The sequence below is a fragment of the Vibrio viridaestus genome, assembly GCF_003856525.1.
GTDB lineage: Bacteria > Pseudomonadota > Gammaproteobacteria > Enterobacterales > Vibrionaceae > Vibrio > Vibrio viridaestus.
The window spans coordinates 62,523-77,271 of record NZ_RJVQ01000010.1 but is presented as its reverse complement, the minus strand read 5'-3'; the positions used below and the strand labels follow the sequence as shown (position 1 = coordinate 77,271).

17 protein-coding genes are annotated in these 14,749 nt (G+C 40.2%); 7 read left to right on the top strand and 10 right to left on the bottom strand.

The window, feature by feature from the left end; genetic code table 11:
- Positions 1-11: 11 nt before the first annotated feature.
- Positions 12-1,214, bottom strand: a complete 1,203-nt coding sequence (coaBC, locus tag EES38_RS17870; protein WP_124938590.1) for a bifunctional phosphopantothenoylcysteine decarboxylase/phosphopantothenate--cysteine ligase CoaBC — start codon at positions 1,212-1,214, stop codon at positions 12-14.
- Between the two features lie 218 nt (positions 1,215-1,432).
- Between coaBC and radC the strand changes: the two genes are divergently transcribed.
- From radC to mutM, 5 genes are all read left to right on the top strand, one after another.
- Positions 1,433-2,098: a RadC family protein gene (radC, locus tag EES38_RS17865; RefSeq protein ID WP_124938589.1), complete on the top strand. Its 666-nt coding sequence runs from the start codon at positions 1,433-1,435 to the stop codon at positions 2,096-2,098.
- A 266-nt stretch (positions 2,099-2,364) separates the two neighbouring features.
- Complete coding sequence (gene rpmB / locus EES38_RS17860) at positions 2,365-2,601, top strand: 50S ribosomal protein L28 (RefSeq protein WP_124938588.1); 237 nt, start codon at positions 2,365-2,367, stop codon at positions 2,599-2,601.
- Between the two features lie 18 nt (positions 2,602-2,619).
- Positions 2,620-2,787: a 50S ribosomal protein L33 gene (gene rpmG, locus EES38_RS17855; protein WP_124938587.1), complete on the top strand. Its 168-nt coding sequence runs from the start codon at positions 2,620-2,622 to the stop codon at positions 2,785-2,787.
- A gap of 116 nt (positions 2,788-2,903) precedes the next feature.
- Entirely contained in the window at positions 2,904-3,380 is a 477-nt protein-coding gene (locus tag EES38_RS17850; protein ID WP_124938586.1) for a hypothetical protein, read from the top strand.
- Positions 3,381-3,388: 8 nt separating this feature from the next.
- A complete protein-coding gene (gene mutM / locus EES38_RS17845) occupies positions 3,389-4,198 on the top strand; it encodes a bifunctional DNA-formamidopyrimidine glycosylase/DNA-(apurinic or apyrimidinic site) lyase (RefSeq protein WP_124938585.1) in 810 nt (269 codons plus the stop codon).
- Between the two features lie 18 nt (positions 4,199-4,216).
- Here mutM and coaD read toward each other — a convergent pair whose 3' ends face one another.
- On the bottom strand, positions 4,217-4,711 hold the full coding sequence (gene coaD / locus EES38_RS17840; RefSeq protein WP_124938584.1) for a pantetheine-phosphate adenylyltransferase: 495 nt from the start codon (positions 4,709-4,711) through the stop codon (positions 4,217-4,219).
- Positions 4,712-4,820: 109 nt separating this feature from the next.
- On the opposite strand from coaD, the gene EES38_RS17835 reads away from it, so the two are divergent.
- The gene (locus EES38_RS17835) at positions 4,821-5,855 is read left to right on the top strand and encodes a glycosyltransferase family 9 protein (RefSeq protein ID WP_124938583.1); all 1,035 of its coding nucleotides are present in this window, start codon (positions 4,821-4,823) and stop codon (positions 5,853-5,855) included.
- Here the strand turns inward: EES38_RS17835 and EES38_RS17830 are convergent.
- Together EES38_RS17830 and EES38_RS17825 are read right to left on the bottom strand one after the other, a co-directional pair.
- Positions 5,824-6,603 carry a glycosyltransferase family 2 protein gene (locus EES38_RS17830; RefSeq protein ID WP_124938582.1) on the bottom strand — a complete coding sequence of 260 codons (780 nt, stop codon included), beginning with the start codon at positions 6,601-6,603 and terminating at the stop codon, positions 5,824-5,826. The genes EES38_RS17835 and EES38_RS17830 overlap by 32 nt on opposite strands.
- Complete coding sequence (locus EES38_RS17825) at positions 6,600-7,685, bottom strand: glycosyltransferase family 9 protein (RefSeq protein WP_124938581.1); 1,086 nt, start codon at positions 7,683-7,685, stop codon at positions 6,600-6,602. Before EES38_RS17825 ends, EES38_RS17830 begins: the two co-directional genes overlap by 4 nt.
- Before the next feature lie 96 nt (positions 7,686-7,781).
- Here EES38_RS17825 and EES38_RS17820 point away from each other — a divergent pair, with 96 nt between their 5' ends.
- Positions 7,782-8,480: a 3-deoxy-D-manno-octulosonic acid kinase gene (locus EES38_RS17820; protein ID WP_124938580.1), complete on the top strand. Its 699-nt coding sequence runs from the start codon at positions 7,782-7,784 to the stop codon at positions 8,478-8,480.
- Here EES38_RS17820 and EES38_RS17815 read toward each other — a convergent pair.
- From EES38_RS17815 to waaF, 6 genes are read right to left on the bottom strand one after another with little or no spacing between them, the layout of a single operon-like run.
- Positions 8,477-9,460, bottom strand: coding sequence for a WaaS/CpsH family glycosyltransferase (locus EES38_RS17815; protein ID WP_124938579.1), 984 nt, complete (start codon positions 9,458-9,460; stop codon positions 8,477-8,479). The two genes, EES38_RS17820 and EES38_RS17815, sit on opposite strands and share 4 nt — an antisense overlap.
- The gene (gene waaA, locus EES38_RS17810) at positions 9,457-10,758 is read right to left on the bottom strand and encodes a lipid IV(A) 3-deoxy-D-manno-octulosonic acid transferase (protein ID WP_124938578.1); all 1,302 of its coding nucleotides are present in this window, start codon (positions 10,756-10,758) and stop codon (positions 9,457-9,459) included. The genes EES38_RS17815 and waaA overlap by 4 nt, the downstream gene beginning before the upstream one ends.
- A 3-nt stretch (positions 10,759-10,761) precedes the next feature.
- The gene (locus tag EES38_RS17805; RefSeq protein WP_124938577.1) at positions 10,762-11,550 is read right to left on the bottom strand and encodes a glycosyltransferase family 32 protein; all 789 of its coding nucleotides are present in this window, start codon (positions 11,548-11,550) and stop codon (positions 10,762-10,764) included.
- 36 nt (positions 11,551-11,586) lie between these two features.
- A complete protein-coding gene (locus EES38_RS17800) occupies positions 11,587-12,855 on the bottom strand; it encodes an O-antigen ligase family protein (protein WP_124938576.1) in 1,269 nt (422 codons plus the stop codon).
- Positions 12,806-13,630 (bottom strand): glycosyltransferase, encoded by an 825-nt coding sequence (locus EES38_RS17795; RefSeq protein ID WP_124938575.1) that lies wholly within the window; start codon positions 13,628-13,630, stop codon positions 12,806-12,808. Before EES38_RS17795 ends, EES38_RS17800 begins: the two co-directional genes overlap by 50 nt.
- Positions 13,630-14,664: a lipopolysaccharide heptosyltransferase II gene (gene waaF, locus EES38_RS17790; RefSeq protein ID WP_124938574.1), complete on the bottom strand. Its 1,035-nt coding sequence runs from the start codon at positions 14,662-14,664 to the stop codon at positions 13,630-13,632. Before waaF ends, EES38_RS17795 begins: the two co-directional genes overlap by 1 nt.
- Between the last annotated feature and the right edge of the window lie 85 nt (positions 14,665-14,749).

Genomic DNA, 14,749 nt, shown 5'->3' with positions numbered 1-14,749 from the left:
ATGATTGATTATTATTGTATTTTTTCACCGATAAATGACATCAACGCGAGTGCTAACTGGCTTTTTGATGTGAGAGGAAAGACGTGCTCTCCATCAGGCCAATAAACGGTGAGTGCATTTGAATCGCTGTTAAAACCTTGTCCGGCTACTGATACATCGTTAGCACAAATAAGGTCGAGTTTTTTTCTTTCTAATTTTGCTTTTGCATAAGATGCAACATTTTGCGTTTCAGCAGCAAAGCCAACCGTAAAGGGTCTGCCTTTTTCCATAGACGCAACTGACGCAACAATATCGGGATTCTTGACCATTTTTAGGGTCATTTCATCATTGTCATCTGTTTTCTTGATTTTTTGCTCGGCTACATCAGCAGGTCGATAATCCGCAACAGCCGCACAGCTAATAAAAATATCATGATTCGAGGCGACTTCCATTACCTTAGAGTGCATCTCAGCGGCACTTTTTATATCCAGTCTATGAACGCCTAATGGTGTACTTAAGTTCACTGGGCCACTGACTAAGGTTACTTTAGCTCCTAGGTTAGAAGCTGCCTGTGCTAACTCAAAGCCCATTTTTCCTGAACTGTGATTGGTGATGTAGCGAACCGGATCGATTGCTTCTTGTGTTGGACCTGCTGTAATAAGAACAGACTTTCCTGCGAGTGACTTTGGCTGGAAAAACTGCTCACAACAATGGACTAAATCCATGGGCTCTAACATTCTCCCTGGACCGATATCACCACAGGCCTGTTCGCCTGAAGCCGGTCCCCAGATAGAAAACTGACGACGACTAAGCGTCGCAATATTTTCCTGAGTTGCAATATTTCGGTACATTTGCTGGTTCATCGCTGGAGCAACAGCAACGGGTGCATCTGTCGCAAGCACTAATGTGGTTAATAGGTCATTACCCAACCCTCCTGCAACCCGAGCAATAAGGTCGGCTGTTGCGGGGGCGAGCAACACCAAGTCAGCCCATTTTGCTAATTCAATGTGATTCATTGAGCGTTCTGCATCTGGATCGAGTAGGCTTGAAGCAACCTGATGTCCCGATACGGCTTGCATTGTTAAAGGTGTGATGAATTCTTTTGCCGCTTCTGTCATGACAACATGGACTTCGGCTCCGCGTTCGATAAGGCGACGTGTGAGTTCTGCACACTTATAAGCCGCGATACCACCGCTCATCCCGAGAAGAATTTTCTTTCCGGCTAATGTCTGCATATTCTTATCCTCAAAATATCTGCTGCTATGTTAGCACAAGTTTTTCTAGATACAGCAGTGGTGACATAACAGCGAAGTGAGTACTTAGTCGCAGAATATATGTAGATGCATGCTGCAAGTGACTTAATCTTCTTTGTGCCCAAGCTAAATTTAGAGTTTTGCTCGTTGTTACGCCACGAATTTATTGTTTGATCTCTTCCCGAAAAAGGAGAGATAAGATGATACCTAATGAATCTATGCCCAGAGAGAAACTTCTGAGTCACGGCCCTCAATCGTTATCCGATGTTGAGCTGCTCGCGATTTTTCTGCGCACAGGCACCAAAGAGATGAACGTTTTGTGCCTCGCTAGTCACCTTTTAAGTGAATTTGGCTCTCTAAGAAAACTGTTTGCAGCCAGTAAGAATGAGTTTTGTCGTTATAAAGGGCTGGGAGAAGCGAAATACGTCCAGTTGCAAGCGGTACTGGAAATGACCCAGCGTTATCTCATGGAGACTCTGGAGCGAGGAGACGCACTAAGTAGCCCAACACAAACTCGTCTTTATTTATCTGGTTTATTGCGAGACAGACCCAGAGAAGCATTTTATGTCCTTTATTTAGATAATCAAAATCGAGTGATTCAGGGTGAAATTTTATTTGAGGGAACCATAGATTCAGCTTCTGTACATCCAAGAGAGGTAGTGAGACAGGCACTACACCATAATGCGGCGGCTCTTATTCTTGCTCATAATCACCCTTCGGGTGTTGCCGAACCCAGTCAGGCCGACCGACGTATCACCCGAAGAATCAAGGATGCACTGGCTTTAGTTGATATTCGAGTCCTCGATCATCTGGTTATTGGTGATGGTGAAATCGTTTCTTTTTGTGAAAGGGGGTGGATGGAGTAAGTTTTCCTTGTTCCGCCCATTATTTCTGCTATTATTCCGCCACTAAATTTTTAACCTAAATCAGCTCGGCGATAAAAAAGATCAAAAGATCTGCAAAAAGGATCTGTTCGGGTCTTGAGCAATGCACGTCAAGTTAGTATAATGCGCGACCTTTGATAGCCTTGTATGGATTTTCCATAACGGTTTTAAACCTCTGCTCTTCTATTAGTAAAGAGGTTCGGCCACCAAGGTTGATATCGAGCTGAAACGATTTGGAGAAGACATTCATGTCCCGAGTATGCCAAGTAACTGGTAAGCGTCCAGTAACGGGTAACAACCGTTCACACGCAAAAAATGCTACTAAGCGTCGTTTTCTGCCGAACCTACAAACTCATCGTTTCTGGGTAGAGAGCGAAAAACGTTTTGTTAAACTACGTCTAACTGCTAAAGGTATGCGTATCATCGATAAGAAAGGCATCGATGCTGTTATCGCTGATATCCGTGCACGCGGCGAAAACGTTTAAGTTTAAGAGGAAAAGACCATGGCTAAAGGCATTCGTGAGAAAATTCGTCTAGTATCTTCTGCAGGTACTGGTCATTTTTACACAACTGACAAGAACAAACGTAACATGCCAGGCAAGTTCGAGATCAAGAAATTTGATCCTGTAGTTCGCAAGCACGTTATCTACAAAGAAGCTAAAATCAAGTAATTGATTTTCTTTGTAACAGTGTAAAAAACCCAGCTTTATAGCTGGGTTTTTTTATTGCTTATTCTTCGACTAAGGTAATAATACGTTTAAGCAGAGTGATTTAATAAGAGGCGGTCATGCGATATAACAGACGCAAGTGGAATAACATTCTTATTTTATCGATTATTTTTTTTATCGTTATTCTCAACTTACCTACACTTATCAAAACGTATCTGATTCCCCCAGATCAGCAGGCATCCACTCATTTATTTCGTCCTGACTACACGGTAAAAGCGGTCTACAGCTCTAATTGGGCTCTAGAAAAAAAAGCATCTCAGTGGTCATTAGAGCCAAGATTGGCTATTTCAGCAGAGGAGCTTTTTCATCGTTGGTCTCAGATTCAGGGAACGATTGTAGATAGTGATACCTATAATGCGTTAGTCAGTCGTTTACCCGCTCCAGAATCTGTTGAAGTTTGGTATCAACAGCAGGAAGAGCCACAACGAATAACCTTGTATCAATTACCTCAATTTTGGTTGTTTAAAAACTGGCGAGGTGATTGGATTGCGGTTTCTGTTGATAAAGATTATCTTTTCCCAAAAAAGAACGATTAGAGAAAAACATGCCTGAATTACCAGAAGTTGAAGTAAGCCGTATGGGTATTAGCCCGTATCTGGTTGGTGAACAAGTTAAATCAATTGCTGTACGGACGCCAAAGCTTCGCTGGGATATTCCTTTTGAATTAAACCAGCTAGAAGGACAAGTTATCCGCAGTATTGAACGTCGAGCAAAATATCTGCTCATCAGGACAGATATCGGTACGGCGATTGTCCACTTAGGGATGTCGGGTTCACTTCGGGTCTTGGATGCGCCAATAGAGCCACAAAAACACGATCACGTAGATCTGTTTATGTGTAATGGCAAGGTATTACGTTATAACGACCCACGCCGCTTTGGAGCATGGCTATGGTCGCCTATTGGTGAAAACCACTCTGTTTTAAGTAACTTAGGGCCTGAGCCATTAAGTGATGAATTTAATGTTGATGACATTATGGGAAAAGCGAATGGCAAGCGTGTTGCTATTAAGCAATTCATCATGGACAACAAGAATGTTGTCGGGGTCGGTAATATTTACGCGAATGAATCACTGTTTACTTCTCATATTCTCCCGACACGGCCCGCAAGTAGTTTGACTCGAGAAGAGTGGACCGTTTTTGTTTCTGAAATTAAGTCAGTACTCGCTTACTCGATCAAGCAAGGTGGAACAACGCTTAAGGATTTCGCTCAGGCTGATGGTAAACCCGGTTATTTTGCGCAGAAACTCAGAGTTTACGGTAAAGCAGGGGAACCTTGCCCTGAATGTGGTGCATTAATCCACGAACAGAAAATTGGCCAACGGAATACGTTTTTTTGCCGAGTTTGCCAGAAATAATATTAAGAACTGAAGCGGCTAGACTCTTTTTTTCTTTATAAGTGCCTCAGCGATGATTTTAGGGACAAACGATTTCACATCTCCACCGTGAATGGCTACTTCTCTGACTATTGTTGAGGAAAGAAATGCAAACTCATCTGCTGGCGTCAGAAATACACTTTCTAAATCCGGCATGAGTTTGCGATACATAGCTGTAAGCCCAAACTCATACTCGAAATCCATCGTTGTTCTCAGTCCTCGTACCAGAACGTTAGCGTCAACTTGTTTGGCAAAATCCACCAATAACCCCGAGAACCCTTGCACGGATACGTTTGATAACTGCTTTGTTACTTCTTGTGCAAAATGAACGCGTTCTGCCAAGGTAAACATGGTGTTTTTACTTGGGCTTGCCGCTACAGCAATAATGACTTCATCAAACATGCAGGCTGCACGTTCTACGATATCTATATGGCCGTTTGTCATCGGGTCAAACGTCCCTGGGTAAATCACTCGCGAATATTTTTTATGGCTCACAAGTTGACCTCTTTAAAACAACAAAACTTTTGTAATAGTAACAAAAAGGATCAAAATTACCTACGGATACGGGTATGATATCGATGTTGTATCGGTTTACGAGTCTGAAATGAAAAAGTTACTTGTTGTACGAAATGATAAGATTGGTGACTTTATGTTAGCGTGGCCAAGTTTTGCTATGCTAAAAGCATCCATACCTGATTGTCATATCACAGCCCTTGTCCCTAAATATACGGTTGCGTTAGCGCGTCTATGTCCATGGATCGATGATGTTATTGAAGATCCAACAAAGAACGGGAGTAAAGATGCGCAAGCGGAGATGATTCGTACTATTCGTCACCAGAGATTTGATGCATCAATTAACTTTTTCTCGACAACCTATAACGCACTAGTGGTGTGGAAGGCTAAGGTTCCATATCGTCTGGCGCCAGCGACAAAATTTGCTCAGGTTTTTTATAACCGTAGGATCAAGCAAAAACGCTCTCAATCAAGAAAGCCAGAATATGAATATAATCTCGACTTAGTGAGAGCTTTTTTATCTGATAATCAGATAGCGATCGTGGAGCCTAAACCACCTTATCTCAATTTTTCTCTATCTGAGCTAGAGCGCCAGCGCAGCAAGCTATCAGCACAATTAGGCATTCGCGCCGATAAACCTTGGATTTATGTTCATGCAGGTAGTGGCGGTTCTGCGAATAATTTGTCACTGCAGCAGTACTGTAATTTGGTAGATGGTATTGAGGGTGACTTTGAGGTTGTTCTGACTGCCGGTCCAGGAGAGGAAGAAAAAGCCTACGAACTTCAGTCTCTAATTAACAAGCATGGTGAGAGAGCCGTTGTTTATGATAAAAACGATGGCTTACCCGACTTTGCAAAGTCTATCGCATGTGCCAGTGTGTTTATTGCAGGTTCAACCGGACCACTACATATCGCTGCGGCTATAGATGTGCCTACTGTTGGTTTCTTTCCTGCTAAACGGTCGGCAACGCCTCTGCGCTGGAGGCCATTAAACTCTCAGGGCAGACACATCGCGTTCTGTCCGCCCAAAGAGGGAGATAAAAATCAGCAGGAAGACATGTCTAAAGTGAATGTTGCTGACGTATTAACGGACGTTAATCCTTGGGTGAAGACGTACTTGTCCTAACCCATAAATCGGCATACTTTACAAAAGTTGAGTGTGCCGATAGCAGTGATAATAAGAAGCCCTGCTTCCCATCTAAAAATCCGGCTTTGACGATATACATTTTAATAAAGCAGCCTATCGCGTGCAGTAATCCCTGACCTATGCTGCTTTTTTTACCTTTCTTCTCTCTTTGTTCTGCCCAGGCTTTGGCGTATCCAGCGGATTTAACTAAATAATGATGGATATCGTCATAAGTGTAGTGGATAGCGTCTCCAGACAGATCTTTGACTTGTATATTGGCGTTTAACTCAACTTTTTCATGGACTAGTGCATCATTATATTGGGTCAGCTGAGTTGGATAGAGACGTAAAACTCGATCAGGATACCAGCCACAGTGACGAATAAAACGACCAAAAACCCAACTCATACGAGATATTTGATAAACCGTATTCGTCTCATTCTGCTCTAAAGCAGCGATGATACTGTTTTTCAACTCGGTCGTGACCCTTTCATCGGCGTCTAGCCAAAGAACGTAATCTGATTCGACATAAGATTGAGCGAGTCTTCTTTGCGGCCCAAATCCAGGCCATTGAGTATTGGTATAAAACTTATCAGTAAAGGTACGGGCAATCTCTTCCGTGTTATCAGAGCTACCAGAGTCGAGAATAACGATTTCGTCGACCCACTCTTTAACCGTATCTAAACACGCCGCCAGATGCTTGGATTCATTTCGCACGATTAAGGCAACGGCCAAACTTGGACGACTCATTGATTCTCTCCGCTATTGATAGGCTGGGGGGATAACTTAAAATCTTCGACCGCCATATTAAACACTTGAATGACTTGTGAAGCTTGGATTCGATTCATCGCCTTTTCATCCTTCACACGTGTTCTCCAGCTTAATTCATCAGGGTTCTTTCCTGTCTCCGCTTTAATGGCGTCATCGTACGCAGAAACTACGTAGCGTTGATAACAATAAGGCCCTGTTCGCTTCGGATTATGATGTGCGTACAAACCAATAACTGGGGTTTTTACCGCGTTTGCCATATGAGCTGGACCCGTATCGGGAGCAAGAACCAGATCGGCGTGAGCAAGAAGCGCGAGCATCTGCTTAAGTGAGCTTGAGCCGACTAAGTTAGTGATGGGCTGTTGAAGCTTACTCTCAATCTCTTGCGCTAAATCCAGCTCTACTTTTGCTGGTGAGCCCGCTAATATTACATTCCAACCAAGCTCTTGGACGTATGTAATAATCTCAGCATATCCATCTACATGCCAATTTTTATAGGCTTTACTGGCACCCGGAACGACAATAAGATTACGTGACGTTTTATGCAAAAACTGTTGAGCCCATACTAGGTCGTCTTGTGAGTAAGTAAGTGACCACTTTGGTGTTGTATCCTCTACGCCAAGATATTTAGCGAAAGCAAATAAACCATCTAAAACATGAAATCCACTTGGTGAAGGAACCTTGACATTGGTAAACCAAGTTTGAAAATCCTGACTTCTTGCTGCGTCAAAGCCGAGTTTATATTTTGCTTTAATCCCAATAGTAGCAATGCTAGCTCTAAAAGCGTATTGCATGTGAAGCAACGCATCAAAGTGCTGCGATCGCAGTTGAGACCATAACGAGGAGTACGCTTTCCAACCTTGTTTCTTGTCGAACACGATGACATCTATATTCGGCAAATCACCGATCAACTGTGCTTCCAGTTTTCCGGTTATCCAGGTGATTTTTGTTGTGGGCCATTGCCTCTGTATAGACTGAACGACAGCGACGACATTACAGACATCGCCAATCGCAGATAGTCTAAGTATGCAGATTGATGCCGGGGCAGAATTAAAAAGCGCCATGCGATTCTCAAGTAGAAAAGAAATTGACAAGAATTATGCAGATAGCAGGAGAAAATGTAAAATATCTCCGTTGAATACCCTGATGGTAAATGTGTTTTGAAAACTGTAGAGAACAAAAATCAGAAGATTTGGTATAACGAAGACTTGCTTTCGGCTGATCCACGGCATTGCTTTTCCCCCGATTATTGGCAGCTAGAAGATAGAATTATCGGCAGTGCAAAAGGACGAGGAACTACCTGGTTTATACAGTTACACAGCTTAGCCGGGGCATTGCGCCATTATCGTCGCGGCGGTTTATTTGGTAAGCTTGTCAGTGATCACTACTGGTTTAGCGGATGGAAAAATACCAGAAGCTTTCAGGAATTTACCATCTTAGAAAATCTCCATGCTCAAGGCGTCCACGTACCGAGACCGATAGCAGCGCGAGCAGTAAAGCGTACATTTTGTTATCAAGCTGATCTGATAACTGAAAAGGTTCCTCATGCGCGGGATTTAGTTTCAATACTAAAAGAGAAACCCTTATCTGGTTTGATGTATCAAAAGATTGGCCAAGAAATTCGTAAGATGCACGATGCAGGGGTAAATCATACCGACTTAAATATCCATAACATTTTAGTCGATGAGCAAGATAAGATCTGGATTATCGATTTTGATAAGTGTTCTATTGAAAAGAATGAGCGTTTTAAGCAAGGCAATTTATCCCGCTTGAAACGCTCCTTTGAAAAAGAAAAAATGAAGTGGGATATTCATTGGAGTATGAAAGATTTTGATGATCTAATATCGGCTTATTATTAGTGAAGTCCGAAAACATCATCGATAAAACCTGAAACACTATACTTATAGCGCACATCAGCGCTATAGGCTTGTAATGGCGTATCCATAAATTCAATTAGCCCAGAAATATTGCGACTATCAGAGTATAAGATAAAAATATTCTGTGGATTGAAGAAATCGTAATTGACTATATTCGGGTTAGTCGTGATGAGTTTGCAATTCGCCGCTATGGCTTCTAAAGGTCTTAGCCCAAGTCCTATCTGATTATCGAACGCAATATCGATAAGAATATTAGAATGTTTATACTTATCAGATAATTGCTGGACATTGAGGTAGCCAGAATCACATTTCTTGTCAAAATAGTCTTTTGAATGAACCTTTTGAAAGTTCTTTAAATAGCCACCTCGAGCATGCAAACTGATCTCGACTTGATAGTTAAAAAGCTCTTTCTCTATTGCGTCTAAAGTTCGGGTTCTTTGCTTTTCTCTGAGCGTTCCACGATAGAATACATCGATTGTCTTATCTTCACCGTCATAGATGTAATCATCAATGTAAAAATTGGGACGATAGCGAAAGCCGAATTGTTGCGCTTCCTCATGATTAAATACAAAAACGTCATCGTAAAGCGGTAAGTTATTTTGAATATATTCAGAATGCTTAATATCATCCCACATATAGAGAAGGTACTTTGCTTTCGGGTACTTCTTCCGCAAAAGTGAAAGGCAGGTATGACGAGCTTTACCACCGAAGTCAAAAATATAATCATAGTGCCCATCCAGTTGTTGGATGTATTCTTCGTAGATTTTGGTCTCAATATTTGTAATGTAGGATGAGTGTCGATTGATGCCGCGCATACCTCTTTGAAAGAGACTCAGCTCTGATTTATTGACCTTGGCTGCCTGCTTGAAAAAATCAACTTTAAACCCTTTTGATTCTAACGTTTTAATCAGTGCGGTTTCATACCCACCCATTGGAACTGTTATAAGAAGTACTTTTTTCATTCTGCTGTATCAACGGTGTCGTTCGAATATTGTAGGATAGCTGAACTTGTAAAGTGTAATGCGCCTCTATTGTGTTCAACGAATGTTTTGGCCTTTATTTTTATATCGCCTAGTTTATTTTTATTTTCCAAATGTGAGCATACGGTTTTAGCTATCTCTGTCGGTATCGACTTTTCGAAGGCGATGCCAAGTTCAAATAGACAACGATATATATCTTTAAAGTTGTAATAGCTTGGACCAGTAATCACTGGTAACCCAACAGCCGCTGGTTCTAACGGGTTATGTCCTCCGACTTTATCACCAATCAAACTACCTGCCATAAAACAAACATCGCTTGCTGCAAACAGAGCAATAAGTTCGCCCATGGTATCTGCTAAATAAACTTGGGAGGATGATTTGACGGGGAGTTTGCCTGTTCTTCTGACGGTATCAAAACTCTCAGTACATAATTTAAAAACGGAATCAAATCTTTCTGGATGGCGAGGGACGAGGATTAATAAAGCGTTAGGAAGCTGCTTTAGTATTTGTTGATGTACAGTTAAAAGTTGCTCATCTTCCCCTTGGTGGGTGCTTGCTGCAATCCAAATAGGGCGGTCACCAAACTCTGAACGGATATTCACGCCTTTTTCAATAGCAGCGTCATCAATCTTAATGTCGAACTTGAGAGAGCCACTTACCGAGAGTTTGCTAGTATCCATTCCTAGCCTTTCAAAGCGCTCTCTGTCGGATGTATTTTGGCACACGATATGATCGATCTTGTTCAAAACTCGACGAAAGAAAGAGCCCAGTTTCTGGTAGCTTTTGCATGACTTTTCCGACATTCGAGCATTAATGACAGTGATGGGAATCGATAAGGAATTGACTATAGATAGTGTATTTGGCCACAGTTCAGTTTCCATAATGATAAAGGTTTCTGGATTGATTTTGGTTACAAAGCGCCTAACACACCATGGAATATCAAATGGCATAAAGTAATGTGTCACATCGTCTTTTAACTGGCTCATAATGATTTGTGCGCCAGTTGATGTTGTTGTCGTTACGATAATACATTTTGCTGGATGGGATTTCTTGATCTCTCTGATTAGAGGAATAATTCCCATTGATTCACCCACAGATACTGCGTGAATCCAAATGGGACGTGTTGACTCAGATTCGATTTTACCTAAACCAATGTACTCAAGCCACCGATGTTGAGCATTTGGTAATGAACTCATCTTGCGGATGAGTACTGTTAGATAAATAGGGCTCACAATGAGAATAAGAAGATTATAGAGCCCTGTCAGAATTGGATTTAGCATGATTTACTTGATCAAATCTTCATCTTTCATGTGGGTCCATTTCCCTCTTGGTTTATCAAGATATTGAAAATGCTCATTTGTAAATGCACCCTGAATACACAAATATTTTCTTGGCGTAAACTTAACATTGTCCTGTGTGTTTAATACTTGGTTTAATGTGTCAGGCCCTGTTGTACTATAAACGCCTTTCTTTTCTAAGTCTTTGTAGTTATTGATATTATTAACGATTATATTGATAACCTTTAAAAAATCTTCGTTCCCCGGAACCGTTGCAAGAAAGAAGTTAGAGTACTCCGTATCATTCTTAATTTTTACGTATAAAGCGTTATCCACGTCTTGTATAAGCTTTCTTAATGGCCAAACAATACATGCGTCGATATCTAAGTAAATACCACCATGTGTATATAAAACGGTCAGTCGCCAAAGATCCGCCTGTGCAGCACCGTCATTGAGCTTCATATAAGCCTCGTAAACATTTTCAGATGCCTGTTCTTTCATAAAGACTTCTCGCTCTTCCGTACTGACGTAGCGGTATTCGAAGTCTAAAGACAGTAAACGGTTAAATAAGTAGTTAAAGTAAATAGGAAGAGTACTTTTATTAGAGTAGTTCGTTTGCCAAATGACTCTCGGCACATTACCCGTTGCTTCCCAGGTCACTTTAGCATTGGATTCCTCAGGGATCGTAAACCGTTTTTTGGGGAAAACGTAGTGGAATGGGTATGATAAAAGCTTGATGATGTTACCAATAAGCCTAATGCTTCGATTAGCGACAACGATTGGGAGTTTATTCATTATTTAACCTAGTTTAGCACTATTTCTAGTGGAAAATTATTTAGCTACTTCAACTGTGGATGAGGATACTCTATTTACTGTGCCTTTACTAAACAGTGCAGCCCAAAAAAGAAAGAAAATAGTCGTCTGAAAGCTGAAACTATTACTATAAAATAGCCCGGCAATCAAATAACAAACGATTAAGTTATAACTTGCCTGATAGAAAGGGTCGCCCCCTTTACTTAATTGATAACTTTCCTTAACCATTTTATATAGAAGCAGGTAGAAGCAAATAAAGTATAAAAAACCACGCTTACTGAGCGTATTCAGATAAGCATCATGATGATCTGTATACGAAAACTGATTGGATGTCTTTTGGTTTAGTTCATTTATATCAGTGTGATCTGATAAATAGCGAGTATAGTATTGTTGGAAATTCTCTTCGCCAAAACCGAGTAAGAAATCTTTAGGGTTATGTTGTAGATTATGAAGAATGAAGTTCAGGCCTTGCTGATACATAGTCAAACGCCCTAAGTTAGAATCATTTTTCTGAGTATCAAAAATCGAAACGACTCTTTGCTCTACGGCCTGACTGATTGAAGAGTTTGAAAAATATAGTAAAGCTGAACCTAAAAGAATTATAAGTATGTAGTAGATAAATAATCGTCTTTGAAAAATAATAAAGTAAATTGATGTCACTATTCCTACAGCAACATAAGGTAGTCGACCACCACTCAAAATAATTGAAAATAGGCTGGGGACAATAACTATACAGCTAATGATTGTTAAATATTTTCGCTTAGAAAAAAGGAATGGTATAGCAATAACAATAGCGTAAGATAATAATTCTCTCCAGCGACCTATATCCCAAAAGCTTTGTATTAAACTACCAGTTAATGGCGCTCCAGAATGCAGGTAAATAGATATTGCTTTTATGTTCGCGATGACTAAACCAATAAATCCACCTGCTAATAATACTAAGCTTCTTGGATTAAATCGGAAGTAATATAAAGCAATTGGAAATAATATAAGAAAAGATGATTTTTTTAAGAAGAAAACTATTTCATCCATTGAGCTTTGACGAAATAAAACAGCTAATATACCGATAAGAAATGATAGAGCTGAGAGTACTATAAGTGGTTTTTTTATATCTATTTTCTTTACATCGAATGAAAATATAAAATACAACAATAATAAGCTAGAGAAAATATACAATCCTGATTTTGACACAAGACAAGAAACACCTAACAAAAATAACAAAAATAACAGTGCCTTATTATTTTTGCTGAAATGATTCATTATATCCATTTTTTGCAATAAATTCATTATTAGCCTTGGTTTCTTCAAATAATTCAATAGCTCTAGATAGCCTAGGCAACTCTGGGTGTACTAAATGTAATATATTTGCTTGGAAGAAGATATTCTTTATTTTTTTTCCTGTTTTAACGAGCCTGTATTCAATATCAGTATCTTCACCTATACTAGCAACCTCATATAAGTTATTGAAACCATTTACAGAAATTATATCTTCTTTGTGTAAAGAGAAATTACACCCAACAATACCTCTTCTCTTTCTATTTAAAAACTTTGAGAGTAAAGGAGATTTTATTCTTATTCCTTTCTCTATGTTTTTACCTTTTCCTGACAAATATTTAAATAGTATTGATACCATATTACACGTAAAAAATTCTTCAGGTTTTTTGGCACTCAATAATTTATCTTTGTATTCTGACGGTAGATCGACCCTGCGACCATTTAATATTGTTTGGGGCTCGCGATTTTCTAAATGATCGGCAACAAAGTATTTTTGTGGGATACAGTCGCCATCGATAAAAATCAAATAGTCAGAGCGTGATATTGATATCGCTTTATTTAGAATTCGATTTTTACGAAATCCGATATCTTCTTGTGTAATATGTTGTATATCAAGATGAGACTCTTTTATTCGATTTTCTACCCACTGTTGAACGTCGACACAGGAGCCGTCATCAGCGATAACAACTTCAAACCCCGCATTACTTTGATTCTCCAAAGCACGTAAAATAGTGTCTAATGCTGTTATATTATTGTAAAAAGCAATTATGACTGATGCAGAAAACATTATTTATCCTGTTCCATAGAGTTATAATGGTTTATAATGGTCGAAACTGAGAGATCTTTAAGACATTTCAAATGCCCCAAAGGGCATTCTCGCTTGAAGCAAGGGCGGCATTCAAGCTCCTTACTTACAATCACAACTTTATCTGATAATGGTGGAGTATACAGTGGTGATGTCGAACCGTAGATCGCCACTATTTGACTTCCTACCGCAGCAGAGATGTGCATTAGTCCTGAATCATTACAAAACACAGTCTTACACATAGCGAGTAAATCTATCGCTTCGATTAACGACGTTTCTCCTGCTAGATTATAGCAAAAGCCACGTTGTTCTTCAGGTAGAGACATCCTAATTTTATTGGTAACCTCTTGATCTTTCGTCGACCCAAACATCCAAACCTGTTTCCCTTGGTTAATTAGGCTGGCTGTCAATTCTGCGTAGTACTCATCCGGCCATCTTTTCGAAGGACCAAACTCAGCTCCCGGACATATACCTATGATTTCTCTTTCGGTATTCAGATCCAGTTTGTTGATAAGTTTGGATTGATTTTCTCTAGAAACAGTGAGAGATGGATGTGGACAGGTATCTAATGTCGTTTTTACTTTCATTTCAGCTTTGGAGAAAGCCAGAGCAACATATCGCTCGACCATATACTGAAATATGCGTTTGTTTGGACGAAGATCGTTTAATAAACCAAATCGCATTTCTCCCTTCCAACCAATCCGTTTTGGTATACCGGCGAAGAGAGGAATAAGCGCTGACTTAGCTGAGTTTGGTAAAACATAGGCATGAGTATATTGGTTTACCGCTAGGCTTCGACCTAGTCTCCAACGACCTATTAAATCGAAATCACCGTGACCTATAGGCATTTCCAATGCATTATCGACCTGAGGCATTCTTTCCAGAATTGGACCACACCACCGAGGTGCCAGCACATCGATAGAAGCATTGGGGTACTGATTTTTCAGCTCGATGTAGAGGCTTTGTGACATAACCATATCACCGACCCATGATGGTCCAATAACGAGAATTTTCATTAGCTAAACTTATGATAATAGATATTAATATTGTGACGACCTGAATAGTAACATTACATACCGATGTAAGTACATATGGTTATCA

What these genes read in the sequence shown, in the direction of transcription:
- coaBC (WP_124938590.1), bottom strand. Translation starts at nt 1,214, where the DNA reads ATGCAGACATTAGCCGGAAAGAAAATTCTTCTCGGGATGAGCGGTGGT.
- radC (WP_124938589.1), top strand. Translation starts at nt 1,433, where the DNA reads ATGATACCTAATGAATCTATGCCCAGAGAGAAACTTCTGAGTCACGGC.
- rpmB (WP_124938588.1), top strand. Translation starts at nt 2,365, where the DNA reads ATGTCCCGAGTATGCCAAGTAACTGGTAAGCGTCCAGTAACGGGTAAC.
- rpmG (WP_124938587.1), top strand. Translation starts at nt 2,620, where the DNA reads ATGGCTAAAGGCATTCGTGAGAAAATTCGTCTAGTATCTTCTGCAGGT.
- EES38_RS17850 (WP_124938586.1), top strand. Translation starts at nt 2,904, where the DNA reads ATGCGATATAACAGACGCAAGTGGAATAACATTCTTATTTTATCGATT.
- mutM (WP_124938585.1), top strand. Translation starts at nt 3,389, where the DNA reads ATGCCTGAATTACCAGAAGTTGAAGTAAGCCGTATGGGTATTAGCCCG.
- EES38_RS17835 (WP_124938583.1), top strand. Translation starts at nt 4,821, where the DNA reads ATGAAAAAGTTACTTGTTGTACGAAATGATAAGATTGGTGACTTTATG.
- EES38_RS17830 (WP_124938582.1), bottom strand. Translation starts at nt 6,603, where the DNA reads ATGAGTCGTCCAAGTTTGGCCGTTGCCTTAATCGTGCGAAATGAATCC.
- EES38_RS17825 (WP_124938581.1), bottom strand. Translation starts at nt 7,685, where the DNA reads ATGGCGCTTTTTAATTCTGCCCCGGCATCAATCTGCATACTTAGACTA.
- EES38_RS17815 (WP_124938579.1), bottom strand. Translation starts at nt 9,460, where the DNA reads ATGAAAAAAGTACTTCTTATAACAGTTCCAATGGGTGGGTATGAAACC.
- waaA (WP_124938578.1), bottom strand. Translation starts at nt 10,758, where the DNA reads ATGCTAAATCCAATTCTGACAGGGCTCTATAATCTTCTTATTCTCATT.
- EES38_RS17805 (WP_124938577.1), bottom strand. Translation starts at nt 11,550, where the DNA reads ATGAATAAACTCCCAATCGTTGTCGCTAATCGAAGCATTAGGCTTATT.
- EES38_RS17800 (WP_124938576.1), bottom strand. Translation starts at nt 12,855, where the DNA reads ATGAATTTATTGCAAAAAATGGATATAATGAATCATTTCAGCAAAAAT.
- EES38_RS17795 (WP_124938575.1), bottom strand. Translation starts at nt 13,630, where the DNA reads ATGTTTTCTGCATCAGTCATAATTGCTTTTTACAATAATATAACAGCA.
- waaF (WP_124938574.1), bottom strand. Translation starts at nt 14,664, where the DNA reads ATGAAAATTCTCGTTATTGGACCATCATGGGTCGGTGATATGGTTATG.